Here is a 22,795-nt window from a genome sequence, read left to right on the forward strand (position 1 = left end):
TTCTCAGATCCCCTTGCTCTTGGAACGCCAACCCTCGATGTTGCGGCCGCCGGCCAGCATCATCTTCTGGTACTCCTCGACCGACATGCCGGTCATGGTGCTCACGGCCTGCACGTAGCTGAGGCCGTCGCTGGCGAACAGCTTCGCCAGGAAGTAGATGTTGCCCCCGAGCTCGAGGAGCCTGCTGTAGTCGCGGTCGAGGACCGCCTGCTTCTGCTCCTCGGTCATCGGCCACTCGTCGAGGTACGCCCGCTCGTTCGCCTTGAACCGCTCACGGTTCTCGGCCTTCATCAGGCTCATGCAGAACTCGTTGAGGTGGTACCCCTTGCGGGCGCGGTCCGCGGTGAAGATCGTCGTCCCGGGGATGTCATCGATTTCGGAGTAGTCGATCATCTAACTCTCCCAGTACAGGCGGGTCGGGTTGTCGACCAGGAGCTTCCGCCGCAGCTCCTCGGTCGGCGCGATATGCGGGATGACATCGACCAGGTGGCCGTCATCGGGCATATGGCTCTTCATGTTGGGGTGGGGCCAGTCGGTGCCCCACAGCACCCGGTCGGGGAACCGCTCCACGACCGTGCGGGCGAAGGGCCGCACGTCGGAGTAGTGCGGCGGCCCTTCCTTGGAGAGGCGTTCGGGGCAGCTCACCTTGCTCCACACGTTCGGGTTCTCGTCCATGAACCGGAGGAACAGGCCGAACTCCTCGCCGTCCACCGGCTTGGTCACGTCCGGCCGACCCATGTGATCGACGACCACGGTGACCGGAAGCGACGTGAACAGGTCCCACCGCTCGGCCAGGTCGGCGGGCTCGAAGTAGATGACCACGTGCCAGCCGAGCGGGGCGATGCGGTCGACGATGCGGCGGTAGTAGTCGTCCGGCTTGGGGTCGACGAGCCGCTTGACGAAGTTGAACCGCACGCCGCGCACGCCCGCCTCGTGCATCTCGGCGAGCTCGGCGTCCGATACCTCGGGGCGGACCGTGGCCACGCCGCGCGCGGTGTCGTTCGAGGAGCGCAGCGCGTCGACCATCGCCGAGTTGTCCGCGCCGTGGCAGGTGGCCTGGACGATCACGCAGCGCTCGAAGCCGAGGAACTCACGGAGCTTGAACAGCTCCTCCTTGCCCGCGTCGACCGGGGTGTACTTGCGCTCCGGCGCGTACGGGAACACGTCGCCGGGCCCGAACACGTGGCAGTGGGCGTCCACCGCCCCCGGCGGCGGGGTGTATGTCGGCTTCGTCGGGTTCGGGTGGTAGGGAAGCCAGTCCGGGTCGGGGGTGAACTTCGGCATCGTCACCGCCCCCGTGCCTTCAGCGCCGCGTCGAGGCGCGGGTAGACGCGGCGGGCGTTGCCGCTGAACACCTGCTCCCGCTGCTCCTCGGTGAGGTCGAGCTTGTCGATGTACCGCTTGGTGTCGTCGAAGTAGTGCCCGGTGCGCGGGTCGATGCCGCGGACCGCGCCGACCATCTCCGACCCGAACAGGATGTTGTCCAGGTCGATCACCTCGAACAGCAGGTCGATGCCGGGCTGGTGGTAGACGCAGGTGTCGAAGAACACGTTCTTCATCACGTGCTCCTCGAGCGGCGGCTTCTTGAGCATGTCCGCCAGCCCGCGGTACCGGCCCCAGTGGTACGGCACGGCCCCGCCGCCGTGCGGGATGATCAGCTTCAGGTCGGGGAAGTCGGCGAACAGGTCGCCCTGGATGAGCTGCATGAACGCCGTGGTGTCGGCGTTGATGTAGTGCGCCCCGGTGGCGTGGAACACCGGCGTGCAGGTCGAGGAGACGTGCACCATGGCGGGCACCTGCAGCTCGACCATCGCCTCGTACAGCGGGTACCAGTACCGGTCGGTGAGCGGGGGCGAGTCCCACTTGCCGCCGCTGGGGTCGGGGTTGAGGTTGCACCCGATGAACCCCATGTCGACGCAGCGGCGCAGCTCGGCGATGGCGGCGTCGAGCGGCTCGCCCGCGGTCTGCGGGAGCATGCAGACGCCGATGAAGTTGTCCGGGAAGAGCTCCACCACGCGGGCGATCAGGTCGTTGCAGGCGCGCGCCCACTCGATGCCGACCTTGAGGTCGCCGCGGTGGTGTGCCATGGCCGAGGCCCGGGGCGAGAAGATCGTCATGTCCGCGCCGCGCTCGCGCAGCAGGCGGAGCTGGTTCTTCTCGATCGTCTCCCGGATCTCGTCGTCGGAGATCGACGGGTACGGCGGGGCCGGCTTGCCCGCGAGCCACGCCTCGAGCTGGCTCTCACGCCATTCCGTGTGCGCCGCCGGAGCGGTGGTGTAGTGACCGTGACAGTCGATGATCATATGTCTGGCCTCGGCCCTTCCGTCGGTCTATCTGGGGGAATCCGTGCTTGCCCGGGGTGGACTCCCCCATTGATTCGTACTGTGCCAGGTGGAACTTCCGATTCGTCACTGATCTTCTAGTGAGCGGAAGGTCCCGGCACCCATTTAGTTGACAATCATGTTGGCAACCTTAGCGACCACGCCATTCGCCCAGCTCAGGAGGGGTTCGGGAAGATCGCCGACCCGGACGCGCCGCGAGCCCTTTCCGCGACATGGAATCACGGATCGATAACGACGGCGCAAGCTTCATCCTGCCTGGCTACCATCCATCAAGTTTTTGCCGGTAGCACGGGCGATGCGGCGCCGCTCGGTGAGGCGGCGGGCCTTCGCCTGGCTGCCGCAGTCCTCCATCGCGCACCAGCGGCGGGACCGGTTGCGGCTGTGGTCGAGGAAGAGCCAGCCGCAGCCGCCCTCCTCGACCGGGCAGGCGCGCAGCCGGCCGATGTCGGCGCCGCGCAGGAAGTCGACGCAGGCGTGCGCGAGCCGGTCCGGGACGAGCAGCGCGGGCGTGCCGTCGACGGCGAGGCGGACCGCGCTCGGCCCGGCCGCGTCGAGCACGAGCCGGGACCGCCCGGCCGCCGCGGTCCACCGCAGCACCAGCCGCTCGAGCGCGGGCACCACGGCCGCGGCGTCCCCGGCGCCGCCGCCGGACGCGCCCTCGCCCCCGGCGGCGAGGCCGAGGCGCCGCGCGAGCACCGTGTAGGCCGCCTCGCGGATGTCCACGGCGGCGGCGAGCGCCTGCGCGGCCGCGTCCGGGGCGGCGGCCCACGCGGCGGCCACCCGGTCCGCCTCGGCCGCGTCGACCAGGCCGATGCGGCGCGCCCAGGCGAGCAGGTCGCCGGGCGTCGGCAGGTAGTCGATGTGCTCGCCGCCCTCCGGCCGCCGCGGCGCGACCGTGTTGACCAGGTTCAACGCGGTATGCCCGCCTATGACCCGAAATACCCTATTGCCGAGATCTCCCATACCTGAGACGCTACCAGTGTGGAACACTTAGCTGGTAGCAATCGGATGGATGACCTCGTGTCCCCGCGGCGGGCGGCCGCCGCGCTCGTCGCGCTCGCGGTCGGGGCGTTCTGCCTCGTCACCGCCGAGCTCCTGCCGATCGGGCTGCTCACGCTGATCGCCGCCGACCTCGGCCGCTCGGAGTCCGAGGCCGGCCTGCTCGTCACCGGCTACGCCGTGGTGGTCGTGGTGGCCTCGGTGCCGCTGACCCGGCTGACGTACCGGCTGCCGCGCCGGGCGCTGCTCGGCGGCACGCTCGGCGTGTTCGTCGCGGGCACGCTGCTGTCCGCGGTCGCCACGGGCTACGCCGTACTGCTGTCGGCGCGGCTGCTCACCGCGCTCGCCCACGCGCTGTTCTGGTCGATCGCCGGCCCGACCGTGGCCGGCCTGTTCCCGGCCGAGGTGCGGGGGCGGGCGGTGTCCCAGATGGCGATCGGGTCCGCGCTCGCCCCGGTGATCGGCGTTCCCGCCGCGGTCTGGCTCGGCCAGCAGGCCACCTGGCGCGTGCCGTTCGCGGTGGTCGCCGCCGTCGGGCTGGTCACCGGCATCGCCATGGTCGCCGCCCTGCCCGGCCGGGCCCACCGGGGTACCGGGACGCTGCAGGGCAGCACCCCCGACGCCCGGCGCTACGTCCTCCTCCTCGTCACCACGATGATCGCCGTGACCGGCTCCCTCGCCGCCCTCACCTACGTGACACCGTACCTGCTGCGGGTGAGCGGCTTCCCCGAGGCGGCCCTCGGCCCGGTGCTGCTCGTCAACGGCATCGCCGGGGTGGTCGCCACGTTCGCGATCAGCGCCGTGGTGGACCGCCGCCCCTGGCTGTCCCTGGTCGCGCCGCTCGCCGTGGGCGCGGCCGGCTGGCTCGCGCTGTACGCCTTCGGCGCGGTACGGCCGCTCGCCGTGGTGGCGCTCGCGGTCGCCGCGCTCGGCTTCAACGCGCTCCCGCCCGCGCTCGGCAGCCGGGTGGTGCGCATCGCCCCCGGCAGCGTGGACATCGCCTCCGCGGGCTGCAGCGCCGTGTTCAACGTCGGCATCGCGAGCGGCTCGTTCCTCGGCGGGCTGCTGCTGTCCGGGGTCGGCGTGCACGTGCTGCCGCTGTTCGCCGCCGCGCTCACCGCGGTCGCCCTCGCCGTGATGCTCGCCGAGCCGCGCCTGGCCCGCCGTACCGGTCCGGCGATGTCGCCCACCTGCGAGGCGGCGCCCGCGTACCGTACGGACTGACCGCGGACGGCGAGGGCGTACAAGGGGGGAGCGGGCCACGGTGCGGATCGGTGTCTTCCTGGTCGCCGCGCAGTTTCCCGGGATGGACTCCGGGGACGTGCTCCGCGCCACGGTGGAGACGATCGTGGCGGCGGAGCGGGCCGGGTTCGACGACGCGTGGATCGCCGAGCACCACTTCATGTCGTACGGCGTGTGCCCCTCGGCGACCATGCTCGCCGGGGTGGCGCTCGGCCGTACCGAGCGCATCCGGGTCGGCACGGCGGTGAGCGTGCTGAGCAACCGGCACCCGGTCGCGCTCGCCGAGGAGGCGGCGATCCTCCACCACACCTCCGGTGGGCGGTTCGTCCTCGGGGTCGGCCGGGGCGGGCCGTGGCTGGACCTGGAGGTGTTCGGCACCGGGCTCGAGCGCTACGAGCGCGGCTTCGCCGAGTCGCTCGACCTGCTGTGCGCCGCGCTCACCCGGCCGTCGGTGAAGGCGGAGGGAGAGTTCTTCCGCTTCCGCGAGGTGCCGATGTCGCCCGAGCCGCCCGGCCTGCGCCCGGTGGTCGCCTGCACCTCGGCGGCGACCGCGTCCCTGGCCGCCGAGCGCGGCCTGCCCATGCTGCTCGGCCTGCACATCGGCGACGAGGAGAAGGCCGAGATGATCGGCCACTACGCGCGGGCCTGCCCGAAGGACGTCCCGGCGCCGGGCCACGTCGCCGCCGCCGTGGCCCAGGTGGCCGACACCACCGAGCAGGCGGTCGCCACGCTCAAGGCGCGCATGCCCGAGTGGCTGCGCCCGGGCCTCGCCGGGTACGTGCCGGTGGACGGCCGCCCGCGCCCGGCCACCGACGTCGACGCGTACGTCGACCGGCTGTGCCGCATCCATCCCGTCGGCTCGCCGGACCACTGTGCCGAGCGGCTGCGCCGTACCGTCGAGCGGACGGGCCTGCGCCACCTGATCCTGTTCGTCGAGGGCGCGGGCGACCCCGCCGCCACCCTGGAGAACGTGGCCCGGCTCGGCGCCGAGGTCCTCCCGCTGGTGCGGGACCTTTAGGGCTGACCACCGCGGCGGTGGGCGAGCCGGTCCCCTGGGGCGGTCGACCGGCCCGACCCCGCCTGGGCCGGAGTAGCCTGGTCACCCGCGATCGGACCGGCCTTCGGAGGCCGTCGCGCGAGGCTGGCCCGGCGAGGTCGCGGACGCCGGGCCCGCCGTTGTCACCGGATCAGGCATATTCGGTCGAGACCGGCGAGGAGTCTCGGTCGATCTTGGCCGGTGTCGTCTGGGTGATGCCGGGCTCAACGGACGGGACCCGGCAGGATTTGACCCGCTACGCCCTATGCCGCGATGGCCTACGGACTCCCGGTTCGCGGCCCAGCTAGTGTCAGGCAAACAGCCACGAACCCCGTCACTTGGCGTCGGCGAGAAGCCGAACCGGCCCGGCGGCGCCGGACGCGAGGCGAGGAAGATCGGCCTTCGCGACCGCGATGACGACGCGGTCCGACGGCAGCAGGTCGAGCACGACGACCTCGCCGACGACGATGAACGAGCCGCCTTTCGCCGGGGCGAGCAGTGTCACCCGGCCTCCCTTCCGGGCGACCGCGGCGCCGCCCGCCTCGGCCGTCACCGTGGTGATGACCCGGCCCGCCAGCGCCGAACGGTCGAGTTTGGGGCCGAGGAACGTGGGGTCGATCGTCTCGCCCTCGCGGAACGGGCGCAGGGTGTACCGCTCGGCCAGCGAGGCCGCTTCGCCGCGCACGTCGGCGGCGGTGAGCTGGTGGTAGGCGGGTAGCTCCCGGGCGGCCTGCGGCGAGTCGGCAACGAGACCGATGAGGGCCGTCGGGATGGCGGCCGCGATCCCCGCGAGGAGGACAAGGCGGGCGATGTCGACCGGCAGCCGGGCAGGATTGCGCCTGCCGAGCAGCAGGGTGCGCGCCCATCTGCGCGCGGTGGCGGCACGGGTGGGCCGGGCCGTCTCGTCCGGCCGGGCCGGTGTGTCCGCTGTCTCCGCCGGTGCGGGGGTGGCAGAGGCCGTGGCGGGCGGTGCCGGGGTTGTGGCCGGTGGCGTGATGTCGGCCTTCGCCTGGGGTGGCGTCGAGGTCGCGGCGGGGGCCGGACCGTGGACGGCCCAGGCAGAGGGCAGCGCGGATGCCGGTTCAGCGGGGGTGAGGTCGGCCGGGGCGGGATCGGGTGCATCGGATGTGGCGGCTGCGGGTGGGTCCTCGGTGGGGTAGCGGAGCAGGTGGGCGCCGTCGGAATCGGGACCCATCTCCCGCCAGAGTTTGCGGAGCTGCGCCCACTGCGCGCGTTCCTCCGCGTAGCCGGTGGGGCGGCGCAGGCCCATCTCGTCGAGGAGCTTCCACCGGTGCACGTCGAAGGCGGCCCGGACCAGGGCCGCGTAGCCGCTCGCCGCCCGCACGGCGGCCCGGTACGCCAGCCAGGCGAGCGCCGTACCGGACCAGACGGTGAGCGGCACCGCGTACCACGGCAGCAGGACGGCGGCCGCCGCCCCGCCGGCCACGGCGAAGGCCACGCTCAGCACGCTCACGTTGAGCATGAGCTCGACCGTGGTGGCGACCGTGCCGAACGTCTCCCGGAAGGTGTCGGGAAGGACCACGTACAGCCGGGGCCAGGCGGTGACGCTGTCGATGCCGTACCGCAGGTAGGCGTGCTCCTCGCAGGCGCGCAGCAGATTGCCGAGCCGGGTCGGCATCACCCGTCGGGGGTGGCGCGGGTAGTCGTCGGGCCATGGCTCGCCCGACTCCTGGCGACGCCCGTGCTCGGCATGCCGCCGCAGGTGGTGGGCGCGGTATCGGGCCTCGAGCGCTTCGCCGTACGGCACCAGGCCGGCCCAGTGGCCCTCGTACAGCCGGAACACGGCGAGCCGGACCGCGCGCAGCCCCCAGGCAAGGATGGCGGTCGCCGCGAGCAGCGCCGCCGCGCCGGCCACGCGCGCCTCCAGCGGCGTGTGGTCCCACAGCCACATCACCGTCGGCCACCCGGTACCGGCGGCGACGAGCGTGGCGAACGCCGCCAGGAACACGAGGATGGGCAGCCAGGCCGTGACGAACAGCCGGCGCCCCAGGAAGCCGGACGCCGTGGAGACGAGGTCGGCCACCACGTGCTCCGGTCACTCCGGGCGCAGCACTTCGCCGCAGAACAGACACGTGGTCTCGCCCGGCTCCACCAATGGGTAGGAGGCGCGACGGCCGCAGTGTGGACAGGCGACCTTGGTGCGGGACGTGCGCTCAGGAGGCCCGGGGAGCTCGACGACTTCGCGTTTCAGCTCCGTGGGCAGCAGATAGAAGGCGAGCCTATAGACGACATCGGGACGGATCACTCCGACGATCTCGTCGTCCGGTCCGGTGAGCACGACCAGCAGCTTGCGCCCCGTCAGTTCGCTGAACTCGACGTAGCGCATTATCCCCACCGAGGCCGAGCCGGGATATATCCGGATGCCCAGCTCGCCCTGCGGGCCGAAGGCGGCGACCGGCCGTCCGCCGGCGGTCACGACGGTGATCCTGTCCGTAGGGCCGGTGGGGGCGTCGGCCTCATCGACGATCACGTAGTCGTCGCTGCTGAAATCGAGGAGGAGCATCTGCTGCGTCATCGGCGCCACTGTGACACAGCGAACGCGCCGGGGCCATGGGTTCGTGGCGGGTTGCCCGGACTCCCGGCCGGCCACGATGGGCCGCCGCACGCGGGATGACCGTGAGTAGCATCGGGACGACGCGTCGGCAAAGGGTGGGCAAAGAGGGCGGCGATGGCGCACGTGCCGTCGGCGAGGGAGCGGTCGCTCGCCGTACTGACCCGGGCTCTGGAGGAGATCGAGGGCGGGCGGCCTCCGGCCGAGGTCCTCACGGCCGAGGTGCTCGGCCACGCCGAACGGCTGACGACGGCCCTCGGTGACGCGCCCGAGGACGCGCCGGCCAACCTCGTCGCCGGATGGATTCACTGGCACCACGCGGTCGGCGGCGGCGGTGAGGAGAGCCTGGGCAGGGCCGTCACCGCCTTCGCCCCGTGCCTGGTGTACGGCGTCGGGCCGTTGCCCGAGCCGCTGCTGCCCGACATCGCGGACCATGCCGCGGTCCTCGCCTACGACCTGCTGGCCCAGGTGCTCGGCTCCCCCGGCCCCGAGACGTTGCGGCCGGTCACCGAGGCGTGGCGGCGCATCGTGGCCGCCACCCCGCCGGACGAGCCGGAACGCCCGGTACGGCTGTGCAACCTCGGCATCGCCCTGCGCAACCTGGCCGAGTGGAGTCCCCGCGAGCCGGACCTCATCACCCGGGCCGTCGCGGCGCTGGACGAGGCCGTGCGCACGGCCGGCGATCCCGTGCCGCGGGCGACGTACCGGTCGAACCTCGCCGACGCGCTGCTGTTCCGGTTCGAGCGGGACGGGGACGTCGACGACCTGAACCGGGCCGTGGACGCGGCCCGGGAGGCGGTGCGCGACCTCCCCGACGATGACCACGCGTGGGCCACGGTCCACGGCGTGCTCGCGGCGGCGCTGCAGCTGCGGCACGACCGTACCTGGAACGCCGAGGACCTGGACGAGGCGATCGAGGTCCTGGAGCGGATCGTACGGCGAGCCCCGGCGGCCATGCACCTGGCGAACCTCGGCACTGCGTTACGCACCCGCTACCAGCGCTTCGGCCGCCCCACGGACCTGGCCCGAATGATCGAGGTCGGTGAGCAGGCCGTCGCGGCGACCCCGGCCGGGCACCACAAACTCGGGGCCCGCCTGTCCACGCTCGCCTTGGCGTTGCGGACCCGGTTCGAGGTCAACGGAGACCGAGTAGACCTGGACCGGGCGGTCGAGCTGGGCGAACAGGCGGTCGACGCCACCCCGGCCGGGCACCCCGACCGGCCGGGCATGCTGTCGAACCTCGGCCTGAGCCTTCGCATGCGGTTCGAGCTGGCCGGGGAACGGGATGACCTCGACCGCGCGCTCCGGCTAGGCGCGCAGGCGGTGGCGGCGGCCGAGGAGGGGCACGCCGACCGCGCGATGTATTTGGCGAACCTCGCCGCCGCCTGGCAGCGCCGGTTCGAGGCGACCCGGAACCCGGAGGACCTGGACAGGGCGCTCGCAGCCTGCGACGAGGCGGCGCACGCCGCACCCGACGACCACCCCGACCACGGGGTGATCCAGGCGAACCGGTGCGTCATGCTGATGCGCCGGTACGAGCTGTACGGGGAACTGGCGGACCTGGATCAGGCGATCGGGTTCGGCGAGCGGGCGGTGCGGGCCACCCCGCCCGGCCACCTCAACCAGGCGTCTGTGTACGCCACGGTCGGCGCCGCCGTGTACCACCGGTTCGAGCGCACGGCGGACGAACGCGACATCGACCGCGCGGTCTTCCTGCTACGCGAGGCGGAGGAGCACACCGGTCCCGACCATCCCGACATGCCGACCATCCGGGCGAACCTCGCCTCCGCCCTCTGGCTGCGCTACACGGTCCGCGGGGAGGCCGCGGACCTGGAGGAGGCCCTACGCGCGGCCGAGCGGGCGGTGAAGGCCACCCCCGCCGACCATCCCGAACGTGCGCGCCGCCTCGCCGCCCTCGCGCTGGCGCTGCGCGCCCGTTTCGAGCGGACGGGGGATCGGGAGTCGATCGACCGTGCGGTCGCCCTCGGCGAGCAGGCCCTGGCCGCGGTCCCCACGGAACACCCCACCCGGGCGAACCTCGCCACCGGGCTCGGCGGCTCGCTGATGGCCCGGTTCGCGAGGTTCGGCACTGCCGGGGACCTGGAGCGGGCCCGCGAGGTCTGCACCGCGGCCGCCGCCGTGCCGGGCGCGCCGGTGCGGCACCTGCTCCAGGCCCGGCGCGGTGAGGGGCAGGCGGCGCTGGCGCTCGGCGACGGGCCGGGCGCGCTGGCCGCTTTCGAGGCCGCCGTCGGGATGCTGCCCCAGCTCGTGCCGGGGTACCTGCGCCGCGGCGACCGTGAGCACGGCCTCGGGACCGTGGCCGGTCTGGGCGCCGAGGCCGCTGCGGCGGCGGTCGCGGCGGGGCGGCCCGAGCGGGCCGTGGAGCTGCTGGAGCGGACGCGCGGAGTGCTCGCCGCCGAGGTGATGGCGGCCGACGAGGGCGTGGCGGAGCTTGCCGCCAAGGCACCCGACCTGGTCGCGGAGTTCCGGCGCATCCGGGCCGAACGCGACCGGCTCGACCACGAGGCGGCAAGCCCTTCCGATCTGCCCTCGTCCCCGAGACTTCGGCGCGCCAGTGCACTGATGTACGAGCGGACCCGTCGGCTCGGGGCGGAGCGGCGCCGTCTCGCCGCGGAATGGGACAACCTGATCGCGCGCATCCGCAGACGGCCGGGCCTCGCCGGCTTCCTCCACCCGCCGTCGTTCGCGGAGATCGGCGCCGCTGCCGCCGACGGCCCGGTCGTCGCCGTCTGCGCCACCCCGCTCGGCGGCCTCGCCCTGCTGCTCACGGCCGACGATGACCGCCCCGCCGTACGTGCGCTGCCGCTGCCCGAGGCGACCGAGCGGAAGTGTCGTGACCGGGCGGACCGGCTGTCGGCCGCGTTCACGATCCTTGGTGACCGCAAAGCCTCGGACGAGGAGAAGAACGCCGCCCGCGACGAGGCCAATGAGGTGCTCGGGTGGCTGTGGGACGCGATCACCGGGCCGATCCTCGACACCCTCGCCGCGGGCGGATGGCAGGGTGGCCGCCTGTGGTGGTGCCCTGTGGGCCTGACGGCCCGGCTACCACTGCACGCCGCGGGCCGCGCGGGCGCCCCGGGGGCCTTGGACCGGGTGGTCTCCTCCTACACGCCGACGATCCAGGCCCTCGCGCGTTCCCGTGCTCGCCGTACGGCCGACACCGACGAAGCCCCCGCGGCGACGGCGCTCGTGGTCGCGATGAGCCGCACTCCGAACCACCCAGCGCTGGATGCCGCGTCGTACGAGGCCGAAAGGGTGAGGGAGCTCGTCCGGAACGTGACGGTGCTCCGCGACACGGAGGCAACCGGGCAGGCGGTGCTACGCGAACTCGCCAGGCACCGCATCGCGCATTTCGCCTGCCACTCGGTCAGTGACAGGGCCGATCCTGCCAAAGGGCGACTGTTGCTGCACGACCACACGACATCGCCGCTGACGGTGGCGGAGATCATGCGGACGCGCCTGCCCAGGAACGCCGAACTCGCCTACCTGTCCGCGTGCCGTACCGCCGATGCCGGTCCACGTCTGGCGGATGAGGCCATCCACCTGACCGGTGCCTTCCAGCTCGCCGGATACCGTCATGTGATCGGAACGCTGTGGCCGGTCTACGACCTCATCTCGGCGATCGTGGCCGAGAACGTCTATCGGCGACTCACCCGGGACGGCACCACCCCACCGGACACCAACACCACCGCGTCGGCACTGCGCGCGGCGATCCGGGATCTGCGCGAGACACATCCGAGCCGACCGGATCTGTGGGCCGGATACGTGCATGTGGGGCCGTGACCGGCACCGATGGCCAGCGACGCCGGGATCAGCGCCACAAACCGAGCGCGGCCCGGCGCGCGCGTCGCATTCGATTCGCCCACGGCCCGCCGGGCCTCACGCCCTGGCCACCCGGTTGCCAAGGCGATGCGTGTCACTCGAAGTCGTCGGGGTTGAGTTCCTTGCGGCGCTTGAACTCGTGCTCGTCCATGAGGCGGTCCTCGGCCGGGGTCGCCTCGGGTGTGCGCCGCGAGGTGGTCTCCTTGCCGGCCGGGGTCTGCGGCGAGGACCGCCGCTCGCCGCGGTCGGCCGGGCGGCCGTGTCGCGGCTGCGGATGCTTGGTCATGCCCGTCTCCTCTCGGGATCGTCCGCCTGCCCGGGCATGGGTGGGCGGACATCGCGCAGCCCTCCGGCGTCGTCCGGAGGGCGGCTCGCCGCACGTGCCGCCGTACCGCCGGCTGCGGTGCGGCGGCCGTGCGCGGTGGTGCGTGCCGGTCTAGGTCCGCACGGTCCGTTGCGCCGTCAGGGCGGCGACGCCTAGGGCGGTGATGAGGAGGCCGACCAGCACGTTGCTCCAGATCGAGCCCGCCGTGGACTGGTCGCCCCGGATCACCCAGGGCGCGATGATCGTCCAGATGCCGATGACCGGCAGGACCCAGGCGAGCCCGTGGGTACGGCCGAAGGCGGCGGTGAACGCGAGGGCGAGCCCTGCCACCACCAGACCGGTGACCAGGTTGTTGATGGTGATCCCGGTCCGGTCGGTGAAGCCCACGATCCACGGCGAGAGCGCCAGGTAGAGGCCGCTCAGCAGGGTCAGGCCGTCCACCACCTGCATGCCGGGCTGCGACCCGGCGAGGTCGTACCGCTCCCGCATCTCGACGATGTCGGGATGGCCTCGCATGGTCGCGCCACCGGATGAACTACCGCGAACCATCACTGACCCCCTTCTCGCTAGCGTCGACGGGGGCATGACGTCCCCATCACCCTGCGCCTGCCCAGGGGCCGCGGTCCCACACCCCGCCCGGGGCCCGGTGTCTCGGGGGAGGTACGGCTCGCGCCCGGGCGGGACGGCGGCGCGAGCCGTACCGGTCACGGACCGGCGGCGGGGCTGCGGACGGGCCCGTCGCCGGTGGCCGTCACGGCTGCTTGCCCATGGCCTTGCGAACGACGTCGCGGACCCGGTCGAAGATCGCCATCGGGGTGCCGACGAGCAGGTTCTTGGTGGCCGACTCGACGCCGGGGTGCGGGTGGGTCGGGGCCATCGCCTCGGCGGCCTTCACGCCTGCGGCCATCGAGCGCCGCTCCGCCTCGGTGGTGTGCGCGCGGAGCTGCACGAACTCGTACCGCTCCTCGGCCCGGGCGTGGGCGAGCACGTCGAGGCGGAGCCGTTCCAGGTTGGTCATGAAGTTCGGGTCGTCGACGCCGGCCTCGTCCATCTGCTGGAGGAGCTCCTTGGCCTGGCGCTCCTCCTCCAGGCGCTCGTCCACGACCTCGACGCCGCCGGGCAGGACGCGCCGGGCGTACGGGTGCACGATCTCCTCTTCGGCGGTCTCGTGTACGGCGAGCAGCCGCACCAGGCGCTGGAAGGCCTCCCGCCGCTCGTCACCCGTGGTGCGTTCCACCTCGTCGAACAGGTTCCTGATCAGGGCGTGCTGACGTTGGAGGAGATCGATCACGTCGCTCTCGCCCATCGTCTCCGGCTTGGTCCGGGTCGTTCCCATACTGTCCTCCCTTCGGGGGGATTTGGGTACCCCCGTGGCCGGGCTGAAACGTGCCGGGCCGGTTCGGCGACCGGCCGCTCCCGGGCCGCCGAGCGGTACCGGCGGCGGGTACGGCACTGCGGGGGCGGGCGACGGGCGGCGGTACGGCGCGGCGGCGTGGCCCAACGGGCGTTCATGGAAGGGTCAGGGCGGTGTGGCCACGGGGCGCGGGGTCCGGCCGCGGCGATCGGTGCGCGTGTCCCCGCACGCTTCGCCGCCGCCGAGGCCGCGGGGCCCGGGCCGTCCGGCGGTTCGCCCCGGAGCCTGCCATGTAAACGGCCATGAGTGCGGACACTATGGTCCGGGCCGATCGCGCAGGAAAGCCCGCGTTTTACATTTCTCGGACGATAGCGGCGGATATCGGGAAAATGCGTTTTGGCCGCCCTGTCACATGTTCGCCTTGATGGCGAGGCTGACGAGCGCGAGAAGCAGGTCGAAATCGGCGGCGGTCTGCACGCGCATCGCGACCCAGCCCTCCTCCGCCAGGGAGAGGAACAGCCCGGACGCGCAGAGCGAGCCGGACAGCCGCTCGATCACCGGCCGGGTGAGGTGCAGCGCGGCGAGGCCGTCGCGGGTCAGCCGGACGACCGGGGTGCCGCCCGCGGTGAACACCACCTCGTCCTCACCGGCCTCGCGCATCCTCACGTCGGGCCATTCCCGGAGATTCGCGATGGCCTGCTCCACATAGGGAGCCATCCGATTTCGGGGGGAGCGGATGGGGGTCGCCACTCTCCCATACTCAGGTATTGCTCACCGCTTTGACACCGGGAGTTCTCCAACCGTTACCCTGCGCCACCACCCCCGGGACACCTGTTGGCGGACGATAGCGGAAACAGGCGAAATCAGGTCGCCCGGGTACGGCACGGCCCGCCGTACCCCGAGGCCCGCTCCGGCCCGGGGTACGGCGCTCACGCCTCGGCGGACGCCTGCGGCCGGGGCACGTGCGCGCACAGCGGCACGCCGTCGGGGTCGGTGACGAGGTCGTCGTGGCCCGGGACCGGCGTGGCCCCGGCCTCGCGGAGCCGGGCCGCCAGCTCGGCCGGGTCCGCGGCGTCGGCGGCCGTGCCGTACGGGCCGATGCCGATGCGGCGCAGGCCGACCCGGGGGCGGTCGGGGTCCCACGGGTTGTCCGTGGTGGGGGCGGTGAAGCTGAAGATCTCCAGGACCGCGGCGCCCGCCCGCAGGAAGTGGATGCGGAAGCCCCGCGGGTCGCCCGGCTGGTCGAGGCCGCCGATCACCCGGTAGCCGAGGCGGTCGCGGTAGAACGCGAGGGTGCGGTCGAGGTCGGCCACGGTGATCGCGACGTGGTCGAAGGACGGCCCGGCGTCGGGGCCGCGGCGGGCGGCGGCGCGGCGCTCCTCCTCGGCGAGGTCCGGGGAGACGACCGTGGTGTACGTCAGGTGCCGGTCGATGATCTCCAGGTTGGCGCCGTCGGGGTCGCGGAAGAACGCGATCCACACGTCGCCGGGGGCCTGGAACGGGCCGAGGGTGAACTCGACGCCCGCGTCGGCGAGCCGTTCGGCGTACCGCGGCACGCTGCCCACCCGGAAGCCGACGTGGCGGATGCCGCGCTGCAGGTCGTCGCCCTCCCCGCCGGCCAGATCGCCGTCGGGCCGCTCGACCAGCCGGATCCCGGCCGGGCCCGCGTCGAGCCAGGCCACGCCCGGGGGCGTGGGGCCGGGCGGGTCGGCCAGCGGGCGCAGGCCGAGCATGCCGCGGTAGAAGTCGAGCGACGCGGACAGGTTCCGGCAGCCGATTTCGGCGTACGTGATGCCCAACGGGCGCCTCCCAGTGGTTCGATCGGCCGGCCGAGGGGCACGGGCGGCCCGGTCACAGCGTGGTCCCGGGCGGCACGGATATCGACCCGCTTTTCACCCGGTGGCAGGCGAACCCCGCCCCTCATACCGAGGACGTATGCCGGAGTCCATGCCCGTTCCACTGATCGGCACAGCGGGTAAAAAGCCGCCAGTCGGAAGGGCTGGGGGCATGGCATCTCGTGGCACGGGTACGGCACGGCCCGCGTACGGCGGGGCCATCGTCGCGGCCGGGGTCGGCGTGCTCGCCCTCGGCCTGTGGTTCGGCGGCGGCAGGCCGCGGCCGACCATCCCCGGGCTTCCGTCGCCCGGCCCGGTGACGCTGTGGGGGCTGCCCCTGGTGCGGCTCGTGCTCGATGTGTGCGCGGCGATGACCGTGGGGCTGCTCGTCACCGCGGTCGTGCTCGCGCTCGGGCGCGACGAGCACGAGCGCACCCGGATCGCGCGCGGGGCGCGCTGGTGGGCGGCGGCCTGGGCGGCCGGCGCGGCGCTGACGTTCGCGCTCACGCTGTCGGACTTCCTCGGGCTGCCGGTGCAGGAGGCGCTCGCCTCCGAGACGCTCGTCGCGTTCGCCCTCCAGATCCCGCAGGGCCGGGCGTTCCTGCTGGTGACGGGCCTCGCCGCGGTGGTCGCGGCGGCGTGCGCCGCGCTGCACCGGCTGCCGTCGCCCGGCACGGTCCGGGTGGCGGCGCTCGTGCTCGCGGTCTTCGCGCTGCTGCCGCCCGCGTACGTGGGCCACTCGGCGACGGCGGCCGACCACAACCTCGCGGTGTCGAGCCTCATGCTGCACGTGGTGGCCGTCGCGGTCTGGACGGGCGGGCTCGCCGGGCTGCTGTCATGCCTGCGGAACGCGCCCGACCTCGACGGCCCGGTGCGCCGGTTCAGCGCGCTCGCGCTGGGCTGTTTCGTCGCCGCCGCGGTGTCCGGCCTCTACAACGCGTGGATCCGGCTCGATCCCCCGTCGATGCTCTGGGAGTCCCGGTACGGCCTGCTCGTGCTGGCCAAGCTCGCCGCGCTCGCCGTACTCGGCTGGTTCGGCGCCCGCCACCGGCGCCGGACGATCGCCCTGCTGACCGCCGATTCGGCGACCGGCACCGCCGCGACCGGACCCGGCACCGGGGCGGCGGAGCCCGTCCCGGACGGCCGGGCCAAGGCCACGGGCGGCGGGCCCGCCGCCCTGTCGCCGGACCCGCCTCCGCACGCCTCGGCCGGACCGGGCGCCAGGACGGCTCCCGGCACACCTGGGACCGCGCGGGCGCGGCGGCCCTTCCTGCGGCTCGCCGCCGGGGAGGTCGTGGTGATGGCGGCCGTGTTCGGGCTCGCGGTCGCGCTGTCGCGCACCCCGCCGCCGGACACCGGGGAGGTGTACGGGCAGGAGGGGCTGCTCGGCTACGCGCTGCGGCCGTTCACCGCGCTCAACCTGCTCGTCGAGGCGCGGCCGGACCCGCTCGTGCTGCTGCCGCTGCTCGGCGCGGCGATCGCCTACCTCGTGGGCGTGCGGCGGCTCGCCCGGGCCGGTCACCCCTGGCCCGCGGGCCGGACCGCGGCCTGGCTCGCCGGGCTCGTGCTGCTCGCCTACGCGCTCGCGGGCGGCGTCGGCGCGTACGCGCCCGCGATGTTCTCCGTCGCGGCCGTGCAGTACGCCGTGGCCGGGGTGGTCGCCCCGGCGCTGCTGGCCTTCGGCGCGCCGCTCACCCTCGCGCTCGCGGCGACGTCCGCGCCGGCCGCCCCGTTCCGTGGGCTGCCCCGCGCGGTCGAGACGGCGCCGCTGCTCCGCGTGCTCGCCCACCCGGCCGTCGCGCTCGCCGTGCACGCCGTGCCGTACCTGGTGCTGTTCCCGCTGGGCGGCTTCGGCGTGGTGCAGCCGGACCACGCGTGGCGGCTGCTCACCCAGGTCGTGCTGGCCGGCACCGGCGTGGTCTTCTTCGCGGTCGTGGCGGGCGTGGACCCGCTGCCGCGTCCGGTGCCGCTGTACACCCGGCTGCGGCTGCTCGGCTTCGCGCTCGCGGCGCACGCGGGCTGCGCGCTGTACGTGCTCGCCGGGCCGATCATGGCGGCCTCCTGGTACGGCAACCTCGCCCTGTCCTGGGCCCCGGTCCGGGACCTCGACCAGCGGGTCGGCGCGCTGCTCGGCCTCGGGCTGACCACGGCCGCGCTCGCGGCCCTCATCGTGACGCTGCTGCTGTGGCGGCACGCGGCCCGGCGCCGCCTGCGGCGGTCGGCCCGGACGCCGGTGCCCGGCTGAGTCGCGGACCGCCTGGGCCACCCTCGGCCACCCCGGAGCGAGCTTATTAGGATTGCCTTACTTTAGTTAGGTCTGCCTAATATTGCGAGGGCCTGGGTGTGCCCGCGCAGCGAAGGAGGCGTGGTGTCCGGGAATCCGTTCGACGACGACAACGGCACCTTCTACGTCCTGGTCAACGACGAGGAGCAGCACTCGTTGTGGCCGACGTTCCGCGAGGTGCCGCAGGGCTGGCGCGTCGTCTTCGGCGAGGACGGCGGCCGCCCCCGCCAGGAGTGCCTCGACTACGTCGAGAGGCACTGGACCGACCTGCGCCCGAAAAAACTGCGTGAGCGTCTTGCCGCGGGTACGGCAAGCTAGGCCGAGTGACCACGGACTCGACGACGCCGCCGCGCTGGACCGGCGGGCGTGTCCTGCGCCGCACCCTCACCCGCAACGCGCGGCGGCTCGCCCTGGGCACGGTGCTGATCAGCCTGCACCAGGTGTGCGAGTCCCTCGTACCGATCTTCATCGGCGCCATCGTCGACCAGGCGATCGCCCCGGCCGACCCGTACGCGCTCGCGGCGTGGCTGGCCGGGCTCGCCGCCCTGTTCCTCGCGCTCACCTCGGTGTGGCGGTTCGGCGCCCGGATCCTGATGCGCGCGATCGCGCAGGAGGCGCACCTGCTGCGCCTCGAGGTGGCGGCGAAGGCGACCGACCCGCGCGGCATCCGCACCGAGCCGCGCACCGGTGACCTGCTCACCATCGCGGGCACCGACGCGCAGAACACCTCCTACCTGCTCGACTACGTGCCGCGCATCGCCGGGGCGATCACCGCCACCACGGTGAGCGGGGTCGCCCTCCTCGTCATCGACGTTCCGCTCGGGCTCGCCGTACTCGTCGGCACCCCGCTCGTGCTCGCCGCGCTCCAGGCGGGCACCCCGCGCATCACCCGGCGGGTCGCCGAGCAGCAGGAGCGCGCAGGCAAGGCCGCCTCCCTCGCCACCGACCTGGTGAGCGGCCTGCGCCCGCTGCGCGGCATCGGCGCCGAGGCCGCCGCCACCCGCCGGTACCGGGCGGCCAACCGCGAGTCGATGCTCGCCATGATCCGCGCCGCCCGCGCCCAGGGCGGGTACCTCGCGGCGAGCACGGCGAGCGGCGCCCTGCTCGCCTGCGGCGTCGCCATCCTCGCCGGCTGGTTCGCGCTCGACGGGCGGATCACGGTCGGCGCGTTCATCACCGTCATCGGCCTCGCCCAGTTCCTCATGGAGCCGATGACCACGCTCGCCATGCTGCCGAGCTGGGTCGCCGAGGCCCGCGCCTCCGCCGACCGCGTCGCGAAGGTGCTCGCCACCGAGCCGCTGCTCCCCGACGGCCCGGAGACCCCCCGGCGGCACGCACCCGGGCTCGTGCTGCGCTCGGTCCGGTACGGCACGCTCGACGGCGTCGACCTCGAGGTACGGCCCGGCGAGTTCGTCGGCGTGGTCGCCCACCGGGCCGCCGACGGCGAGTCCCTGGTACGGCTGCTCGCCGCCGAGGCGTCTCCCGAGGAGTACGCGGGCGAGGTCCTCGTGGGCGGGGCCGCGCTCGACCGCACCCACCCGGCGCGGCTGCGCGAGATCCTGCTCGTGGAGCCCCACCACACCGACCTGTTCTCCGGAACGATCATGGCCAACATCACCGCGGGCGTGCCCGCCGGAGCCCCGGCCGTGGCCACCGCGCCCCGGCCCGCCGGCGCGCCGGTCGGCGGCGACCCCGAGGCCGCGGAGCGGATCGACGCGCTCGCGGACGTGCTCGCCGACGTGCTCACCGCGTCGGCCGCCGACCAGGTCGTCACGGCCCACCCGGACGGCCTCGACCACGTGATCGCCGAACGCGGCGCCGGGCTGTCCGGCGGCCAGCGGCAGCGGGTCGCGCTCGCCCGCGCCCTGCTCGCCCGCCCGCCGATCCTCGTGCTGCACGACCCGACCACGGCGGTGGACTCGGTGACCGAGCACGCGATCGCGAACGGCATCCGCGCGCTGCGGCACGCGCCCGGGGACGGCCCGCCGTACACCACGGTGGTGGTGACGAGCAGCCCGGCGATGCTCGCGGTGACCGACCGGGTCGTCGTGCTCGACGGCGGCCGGGTGATCGCCGACGGGCCGCACCACGAGCTCGTCGCGGCCGACGCGGACTACCGGCGGGCGGTGCTGCGATGAGCGCGGGCCTCTCCCCCACCGGGCCGGACCGGCTGCTGCCGATCGCGGAGCCACGGCGCACCTGGGCGTGGCTGTGGGCTGAGCTGCGCGCCCGTTGGACCCTGGCGGGCGCGGCGCTGCTCGCCGGGGTGCTCGGCGCGGCGGCGTCGGTGGTGCCGGTGTACGCGCTGGGCGTGCTCGTCGACCGGGTGCGGGAGCACGCGCCCCAGTCGGCGCTGGTCACGATCGCCGTGGTGATCGTGGTCGCCGCGGTGGCGGGCGGGATCGCCACCGGGGTCTCGGCGTACCTCATCGGCCGGCTCGGGGCCGGGATCCTCGCGGTCCTGCGGGAGCGCACGGTCGCCCGCGCGCTGCGGCTGCCCGTCACCACCCTGGAGTGGGCCGGGCGGGGCGACCTGCTCTCCCGGGTCGGCTCGGACACCGCGGCGATCGGCAGGGCGATCGGCGAGGTGATCCCGATGGTCGTCTCGGCGCTGCTGCTCGGCGCGCTCAGCCTCGCCGCGATGGCCGGGATCGACTGGCGGCTCGGCCTCGCCGGGGCGGTCGCCGTACCGCTGTACGTGCTGGCGCTGCGCTGGTACCTGCCGCGGGCCGCGCCCGAGTACGCCCGGCAGCGGCGGGCGGCGGCCGAGGCCTCGCAGCGGCTCGTGGAGACCGTGCAGGGGGCGCGCACGGTGCGCGCCTACCGCATGGAGGAGCGGCGGCTGGCGGAGATCGGCGCGGCCTCCGGGCTCGCCCGGGACATCGAGGTCGCGGTGTTCGTGCTGGTCACCCGGTTCACCGGGCGGGTGAACCGGGCGGAGTTCTTCGGGCTCGCCGCGATCCTGACGGTCGGGTTCCTGCTCGTCCGGGGCGGCGCGGTGACCGTGGGTGAGACGGCCGCGGCGGCGGTGCTGTTCCACCGGCTGTTCAACCCGATCACCATGCTGCTGTTCACGTTCGACGAGATGCAGGCCGCGGGCGCGAGCCTCGCCCGGCTCGTCGGGATCATCACGCTCCCGGACGACGCGCACGCGGACACGGCGGACCGCCGTACCCCGGCCGACGCCTCGCTCGAGCTGCGCGACGTGCGGTTCGGCTACGACGGCGTCACGCCGGTCCTCGGCGGGGTGAGCCTGCGCGTCGAGCCGGGCAGCAGGGTCGCGCTCGTCGGCTCGACGGGCGCGGGCAAGACCACGCTCGCCGCGATCGCCGCCGGGATCCTCACCCCCGGCTCCGGTACGGCGCTCGTCGGCGGCGTGCCGGTGCACGAGCTGCCGCCGGAACGGCTGCGCGCCCAGGTCGTGATCCTCACCCAGGAGACCCACGTCTTCGCCGGGCCGCTCATCGAGGACCTGCGGCTCGCCAAGCCGGACGCCACGCCGGAGGAGATCGGCGCGGCGCTGGAGCGGGTCGGCGCGGCCGAGTGGGTACGCGACCTGCCCGACGGCCTCGACACGGTGATCGGCGAGGGCGGCCACGAGCTCACCGCCGCCCAGGCCCAGCAGCTCGCGCTCGCCCGGCTCGTGCTCGTCGATCCCCCGATCGCGATCCTCGACGAGGCCACGGCCGAGGCGGGCAGCCTCGGCGCCCGCGTGCTGGAGCGGGCGGCCACCGCGGCGACCGAGGGGCGTACCACGCTGGTCGTCGCCCACCGGCTCACCCAGGCGGCCTCCGCCGACCGCGTCGTGGTCCTGGAAGGCGGCCGGATCGTCGAGGAGGGGACGCACGACGAGCTCGTCGCGGCGGGCGGCCGCTACGCGGAGCTGTGGCGCTCCTGGGAGGCACGCCCCCGCTCGGAGGTGACCGACCCGGGTTCGGCACCGGCCGCGTCGGCGCCGAGCGGGTGACGGCGGGCGGCTGGTGCGTCACCGGGCCGGGGCGGCCTCGCCGCTTCGGCCCGTCTGCGTTGTGCGTAGGAACGACAGTCGGGTAACGAAACCGGGTGCCGGATCGCTTCAGGTCCGCCACCGAAACCGCCGGCCGCGGTGATCAAGGAATTCTCCCGGGACACGGGCGATATGCCGTCGCGAAATCGGTGGGATTTCGGTGGATTCTCCATCGGGCGCGGTTTTCGAGGGGCCACAGGGAATCGGCGGAGAGGTACGATCGACGTGGTGACCATGTAGTGACGAATGACGTAACCGTTCCCGATTTCCGCGGACTGCAGGCGCTGAACGCCTGGTTGATGGGTCACGACGTAGGGGTGTTGCTCCAAGGGCCCGATCCCGACAGCCCGAACCCGCTGCTGCACGGCATGGTGATCGCCCAGTATCCGGGGCCGGGCGCCCGCGTGGCCCGCTGGTCTCCGGTGACCGTGTGGACGAGAGCCGTCCCGCCCGGTGACGGCAGCGGGGTGCGCGAGCCCCGCGTTCCGACGCCTCCGCTGCGCACCCTGAGCACCTGGCGCGACGATTCCGCCGCGGAGAAGTGACCTTCGCCCCTGCGTCGGAATTCGTGATCGACGGCTCACGGCTCTCGTGACCGTGCCATAACCGTTTTGGTCGTCGTCCGGATGCCGTCGCGTCATTTCGCGTACGGCGACGACCTCGGCGAGACCGTGACGTGCCCGGCGTGGCGGACGACGCCCTGCTCGACGCCGTGTCCGCCGCCGGCCTCGCCGTGTTCCGCGGGCAGCGCCCGGAGCCGGCCACCCGCCACCAGGCTGAGCCGCCCACCACCGGCAGGCCAAAACCGGTACCGGCCCGGCGCGGCAAGGGCCGGTCAGCCGGTGGATCATCCTCGGCTCCATCGGTCGCCGCCCGGGTTCCAGGGGCAGGCCTTCGCAACAGGCGGCGTTCCCCGCCCTGGGCGTCGCCGGCAGGCCGGCTCGTGGCTCCGCCGTA

19 protein-coding genes are annotated in these 22,795 nt (G+C 73.8%); 8 read left to right on the forward strand and 11 right to left on the reverse strand.

All coding sequences use genetic code 11. The features are described 5' to 3' along the window. Window positions 1-3: 3 nt before the first annotated feature. From ligA to FHX40_RS21835, 4 genes are all read right to left on the reverse strand, one after another. Window positions 4-393: a protocatechuate 4,5-dioxygenase subunit alpha gene (gene ligA, locus FHX40_RS21820; RefSeq protein ID WP_142261346.1), complete on the reverse strand. Its 390-nt coding sequence runs from the start codon at window positions 391-393 to the stop codon at window positions 4-6. Continuing rightward, on the reverse strand, window positions 394-1,284 hold the full coding sequence (locus FHX40_RS21825) for an amidohydrolase family protein (protein ID WP_142261953.1): 891 nt from the start codon (window positions 1,282-1,284) through the stop codon (window positions 394-396). Between the two features lie 2 nt (window positions 1,285-1,286). Next, window positions 1,287-2,303 carry an amidohydrolase family protein gene (locus tag FHX40_RS21830; RefSeq protein ID WP_142261347.1) on the reverse strand — a complete coding sequence of 339 codons (1,017 nt, stop codon included), beginning with the start codon at window positions 2,301-2,303 and terminating at the stop codon, window positions 1,287-1,289. Between the two features lie 285 nt (window positions 2,304-2,588). Then, window positions 2,589-3,254 carry a CGNR zinc finger domain-containing protein gene (locus tag FHX40_RS21835; RefSeq protein ID WP_170198923.1) on the reverse strand — a complete coding sequence of 222 codons (666 nt, stop codon included), beginning with the start codon at window positions 3,252-3,254 and terminating at the stop codon, window positions 2,589-2,591. A gap of 96 nt (window positions 3,255-3,350) precedes the next feature. On the opposite strand from FHX40_RS21835, the gene FHX40_RS21840 reads away from it, so the two are divergent. Together FHX40_RS21840 and FHX40_RS21845 are read left to right on the forward strand one after the other, a co-directional pair. Then, window positions 3,351-4,565, forward strand: coding sequence for an MFS transporter (locus FHX40_RS21840; protein WP_142261349.1), 1,215 nt, complete (start codon window positions 3,351-3,353; stop codon window positions 4,563-4,565). 40 nt (window positions 4,566-4,605) lie between these two features. Then, entirely contained in the window at window positions 4,606-5,601 is a 996-nt protein-coding gene (locus tag FHX40_RS21845) for an LLM class flavin-dependent oxidoreductase (RefSeq protein ID WP_142261350.1), read from the forward strand. A gap of 352 nt (window positions 5,602-5,953) precedes the next feature. Here FHX40_RS21845 and FHX40_RS21850 read toward each other — a convergent pair whose 3' ends face one another. Both FHX40_RS21850 and FHX40_RS21855 read right to left on the reverse strand, forming a co-directional pair. Next, a complete protein-coding gene (locus tag FHX40_RS21850) occupies window positions 5,954-7,663 on the reverse strand; it encodes a CpaB family protein (RefSeq protein WP_142261351.1) in 1,710 nt (569 codons plus the stop codon). 12 nt (window positions 7,664-7,675) lie between these two features. Continuing rightward, entirely contained in the window at window positions 7,676-8,155 is a 480-nt protein-coding gene (locus tag FHX40_RS21855) for a hypothetical protein (protein WP_142261352.1), read from the reverse strand. A gap of 153 nt (window positions 8,156-8,308) precedes the next feature. On the opposite strand from FHX40_RS21855, the gene FHX40_RS21860 reads away from it, so the two are divergent. Then, on the forward strand, window positions 8,309-11,995 hold the full coding sequence (locus tag FHX40_RS21860) for a CHAT domain-containing protein (protein ID WP_142261353.1): 3,687 nt from the start codon (window positions 8,309-8,311) through the stop codon (window positions 11,993-11,995). 133 nt (window positions 11,996-12,128) lie between these two features. Here FHX40_RS21860 and FHX40_RS21865 read toward each other — a convergent pair whose 3' ends face one another. The 5 genes from FHX40_RS21865 to FHX40_RS21885 all read right to left on the reverse strand — a co-directional run bounded on the left by FHX40_RS21865 (window position 12,129) and on the right by FHX40_RS21885 (window position 15,512). After that, entirely contained in the window at window positions 12,129-12,320 is a 192-nt protein-coding gene (locus FHX40_RS21865; RefSeq protein ID WP_142261354.1) for a hypothetical protein, read from the reverse strand. 150 nt (window positions 12,321-12,470) lie between these two features. Next, window positions 12,471-12,875 carry an SPW repeat protein gene (locus FHX40_RS21870; protein WP_142261355.1) on the reverse strand — a complete coding sequence of 135 codons (405 nt, stop codon included), beginning with the start codon at window positions 12,873-12,875 and terminating at the stop codon, window positions 12,471-12,473. 235 nt (window positions 12,876-13,110) lie between these two features. Continuing rightward, window positions 13,111-13,695, reverse strand: a complete 585-nt coding sequence (locus tag FHX40_RS21875) for a hemerythrin domain-containing protein (RefSeq protein ID WP_229788495.1) — start codon at window positions 13,693-13,695, stop codon at window positions 13,111-13,113. 426 nt (window positions 13,696-14,121) lie between these two features. Continuing rightward, window positions 14,122-14,373, reverse strand: a complete 252-nt coding sequence (locus tag FHX40_RS21880) for a luciferase domain-containing protein (RefSeq protein ID WP_229788568.1) — start codon at window positions 14,371-14,373, stop codon at window positions 14,122-14,124. 269 nt (window positions 14,374-14,642) lie between these two features. Further along, complete coding sequence (locus FHX40_RS21885; protein ID WP_142261357.1) at window positions 14,643-15,512, reverse strand: VOC family protein; 870 nt, start codon at window positions 15,510-15,512, stop codon at window positions 14,643-14,645. A 208-nt stretch (window positions 15,513-15,720) separates the two neighbouring features. Between FHX40_RS21885 and FHX40_RS21890 the strand changes: the two genes are divergently transcribed. The 5 genes from FHX40_RS21890 to FHX40_RS25265 all read left to right on the forward strand — a co-directional run bounded on the left by FHX40_RS21890 (window position 15,721) and on the right by FHX40_RS25265 (window position 22,383). Further along, window positions 15,721-17,793, forward strand: coding sequence for a bifunctional copper resistance protein CopD/cytochrome c oxidase assembly protein (locus FHX40_RS21890; protein WP_170198924.1), 2,073 nt, complete (start codon window positions 15,721-15,723; stop codon window positions 17,791-17,793). A gap of 123 nt (window positions 17,794-17,916) precedes the next feature. Continuing rightward, the gene (locus FHX40_RS21895; protein WP_142261359.1) at window positions 17,917-18,150 is read left to right on the forward strand and encodes an MbtH family protein; all 234 of its coding nucleotides are present in this window, start codon (window positions 17,917-17,919) and stop codon (window positions 18,148-18,150) included. A gap of 5 nt (window positions 18,151-18,155) precedes the next feature. Next, entirely contained in the window at window positions 18,156-19,970 is a 1,815-nt protein-coding gene (locus FHX40_RS21900; RefSeq protein ID WP_211350351.1) for an ABC transporter ATP-binding protein, read from the forward strand. Further along, window positions 19,967-21,799, forward strand: coding sequence for an ABC transporter ATP-binding protein (locus FHX40_RS21905; protein ID WP_142261360.1), 1,833 nt, complete (start codon window positions 19,967-19,969; stop codon window positions 21,797-21,799). The genes FHX40_RS21900 and FHX40_RS21905 overlap by 4 nt, the downstream gene beginning before the upstream one ends. A 338-nt stretch (window positions 21,800-22,137) precedes the next feature. Next, entirely contained in the window at window positions 22,138-22,383 is a 246-nt protein-coding gene (locus tag FHX40_RS25265) for a PASTA domain-containing protein (RefSeq protein WP_229788494.1), read from the forward strand. Window positions 22,384-22,795: the final 412 nt, after the last annotated feature.

The organism is Thermopolyspora flexuosa (assembly GCF_006716785.1).
In the GTDB taxonomy this organism is placed as follows: Bacteria; Actinomycetota; Actinomycetes; order Streptosporangiales; family Streptosporangiaceae; genus Thermopolyspora; species Thermopolyspora flexuosa.

What these genes read in the sequence shown, in the direction of transcription:
- FHX40_RS21865 (WP_142261354.1), bottom strand. Translation starts at nt 12,320, where the DNA reads ATGACCAAGCATCCGCAGCCGCGACACGGCCGCCCGGCCGACCGCGGC.
- FHX40_RS21875 (WP_229788495.1), bottom strand. Translation starts at nt 13,695, where the DNA reads ATGGGAACGACCCGGACCAAGCCGGAGACGATGGGCGAGAGCGACGTG.
- FHX40_RS21870 (WP_142261355.1), bottom strand. Translation starts at nt 12,875, where the DNA reads ATGCGAGGCCATCCCGACATCGTCGAGATGCGGGAGCGGTACGACCTC.
- FHX40_RS21860 (WP_142261353.1), top strand. Translation starts at nt 8,309, where the DNA reads ATGGCGCACGTGCCGTCGGCGAGGGAGCGGTCGCTCGCCGTACTGACC.
- FHX40_RS21890 (WP_170198924.1), top strand. Translation starts at nt 15,721, where the DNA reads ATGGCATCTCGTGGCACGGGTACGGCACGGCCCGCGTACGGCGGGGCC.
- ligA (WP_142261346.1), bottom strand. Translation starts at nt 393, where the DNA reads ATGATCGACTACTCCGAAATCGATGACATCCCCGGGACGACGATCTTC.
- FHX40_RS21830 (WP_142261347.1), bottom strand. Translation starts at nt 2,303, where the DNA reads ATGATCATCGACTGTCACGGTCACTACACCACCGCTCCGGCGGCGCAC.
- FHX40_RS21880 (WP_229788568.1), bottom strand. Translation starts at nt 14,373, where the DNA reads ATGCGCGAGGCCGGTGAGGACGAGGTGGTGTTCACCGCGGGCGGCACC.
- FHX40_RS21825 (WP_142261953.1), bottom strand. Translation starts at nt 1,284, where the DNA reads ATGCCGAAGTTCACCCCCGACCCGGACTGGCTTCCCTACCACCCGAAC.
- FHX40_RS21905 (WP_142261360.1), top strand. Translation starts at nt 19,967, where the DNA reads ATGAGCGCGGGCCTCTCCCCCACCGGGCCGGACCGGCTGCTGCCGATC.
- FHX40_RS25265 (WP_229788494.1), top strand. Translation starts at nt 22,138, where the DNA reads ATGGGTCACGACGTAGGGGTGTTGCTCCAAGGGCCCGATCCCGACAGC.
- FHX40_RS21855 (WP_142261352.1), bottom strand. Translation starts at nt 8,155, where the DNA reads ATGACGCAGCAGATGCTCCTCCTCGATTTCAGCAGCGACGACTACGTG.
- FHX40_RS21840 (WP_142261349.1), top strand. Translation starts at nt 3,351, where the DNA reads ATGGATGACCTCGTGTCCCCGCGGCGGGCGGCCGCCGCGCTCGTCGCG.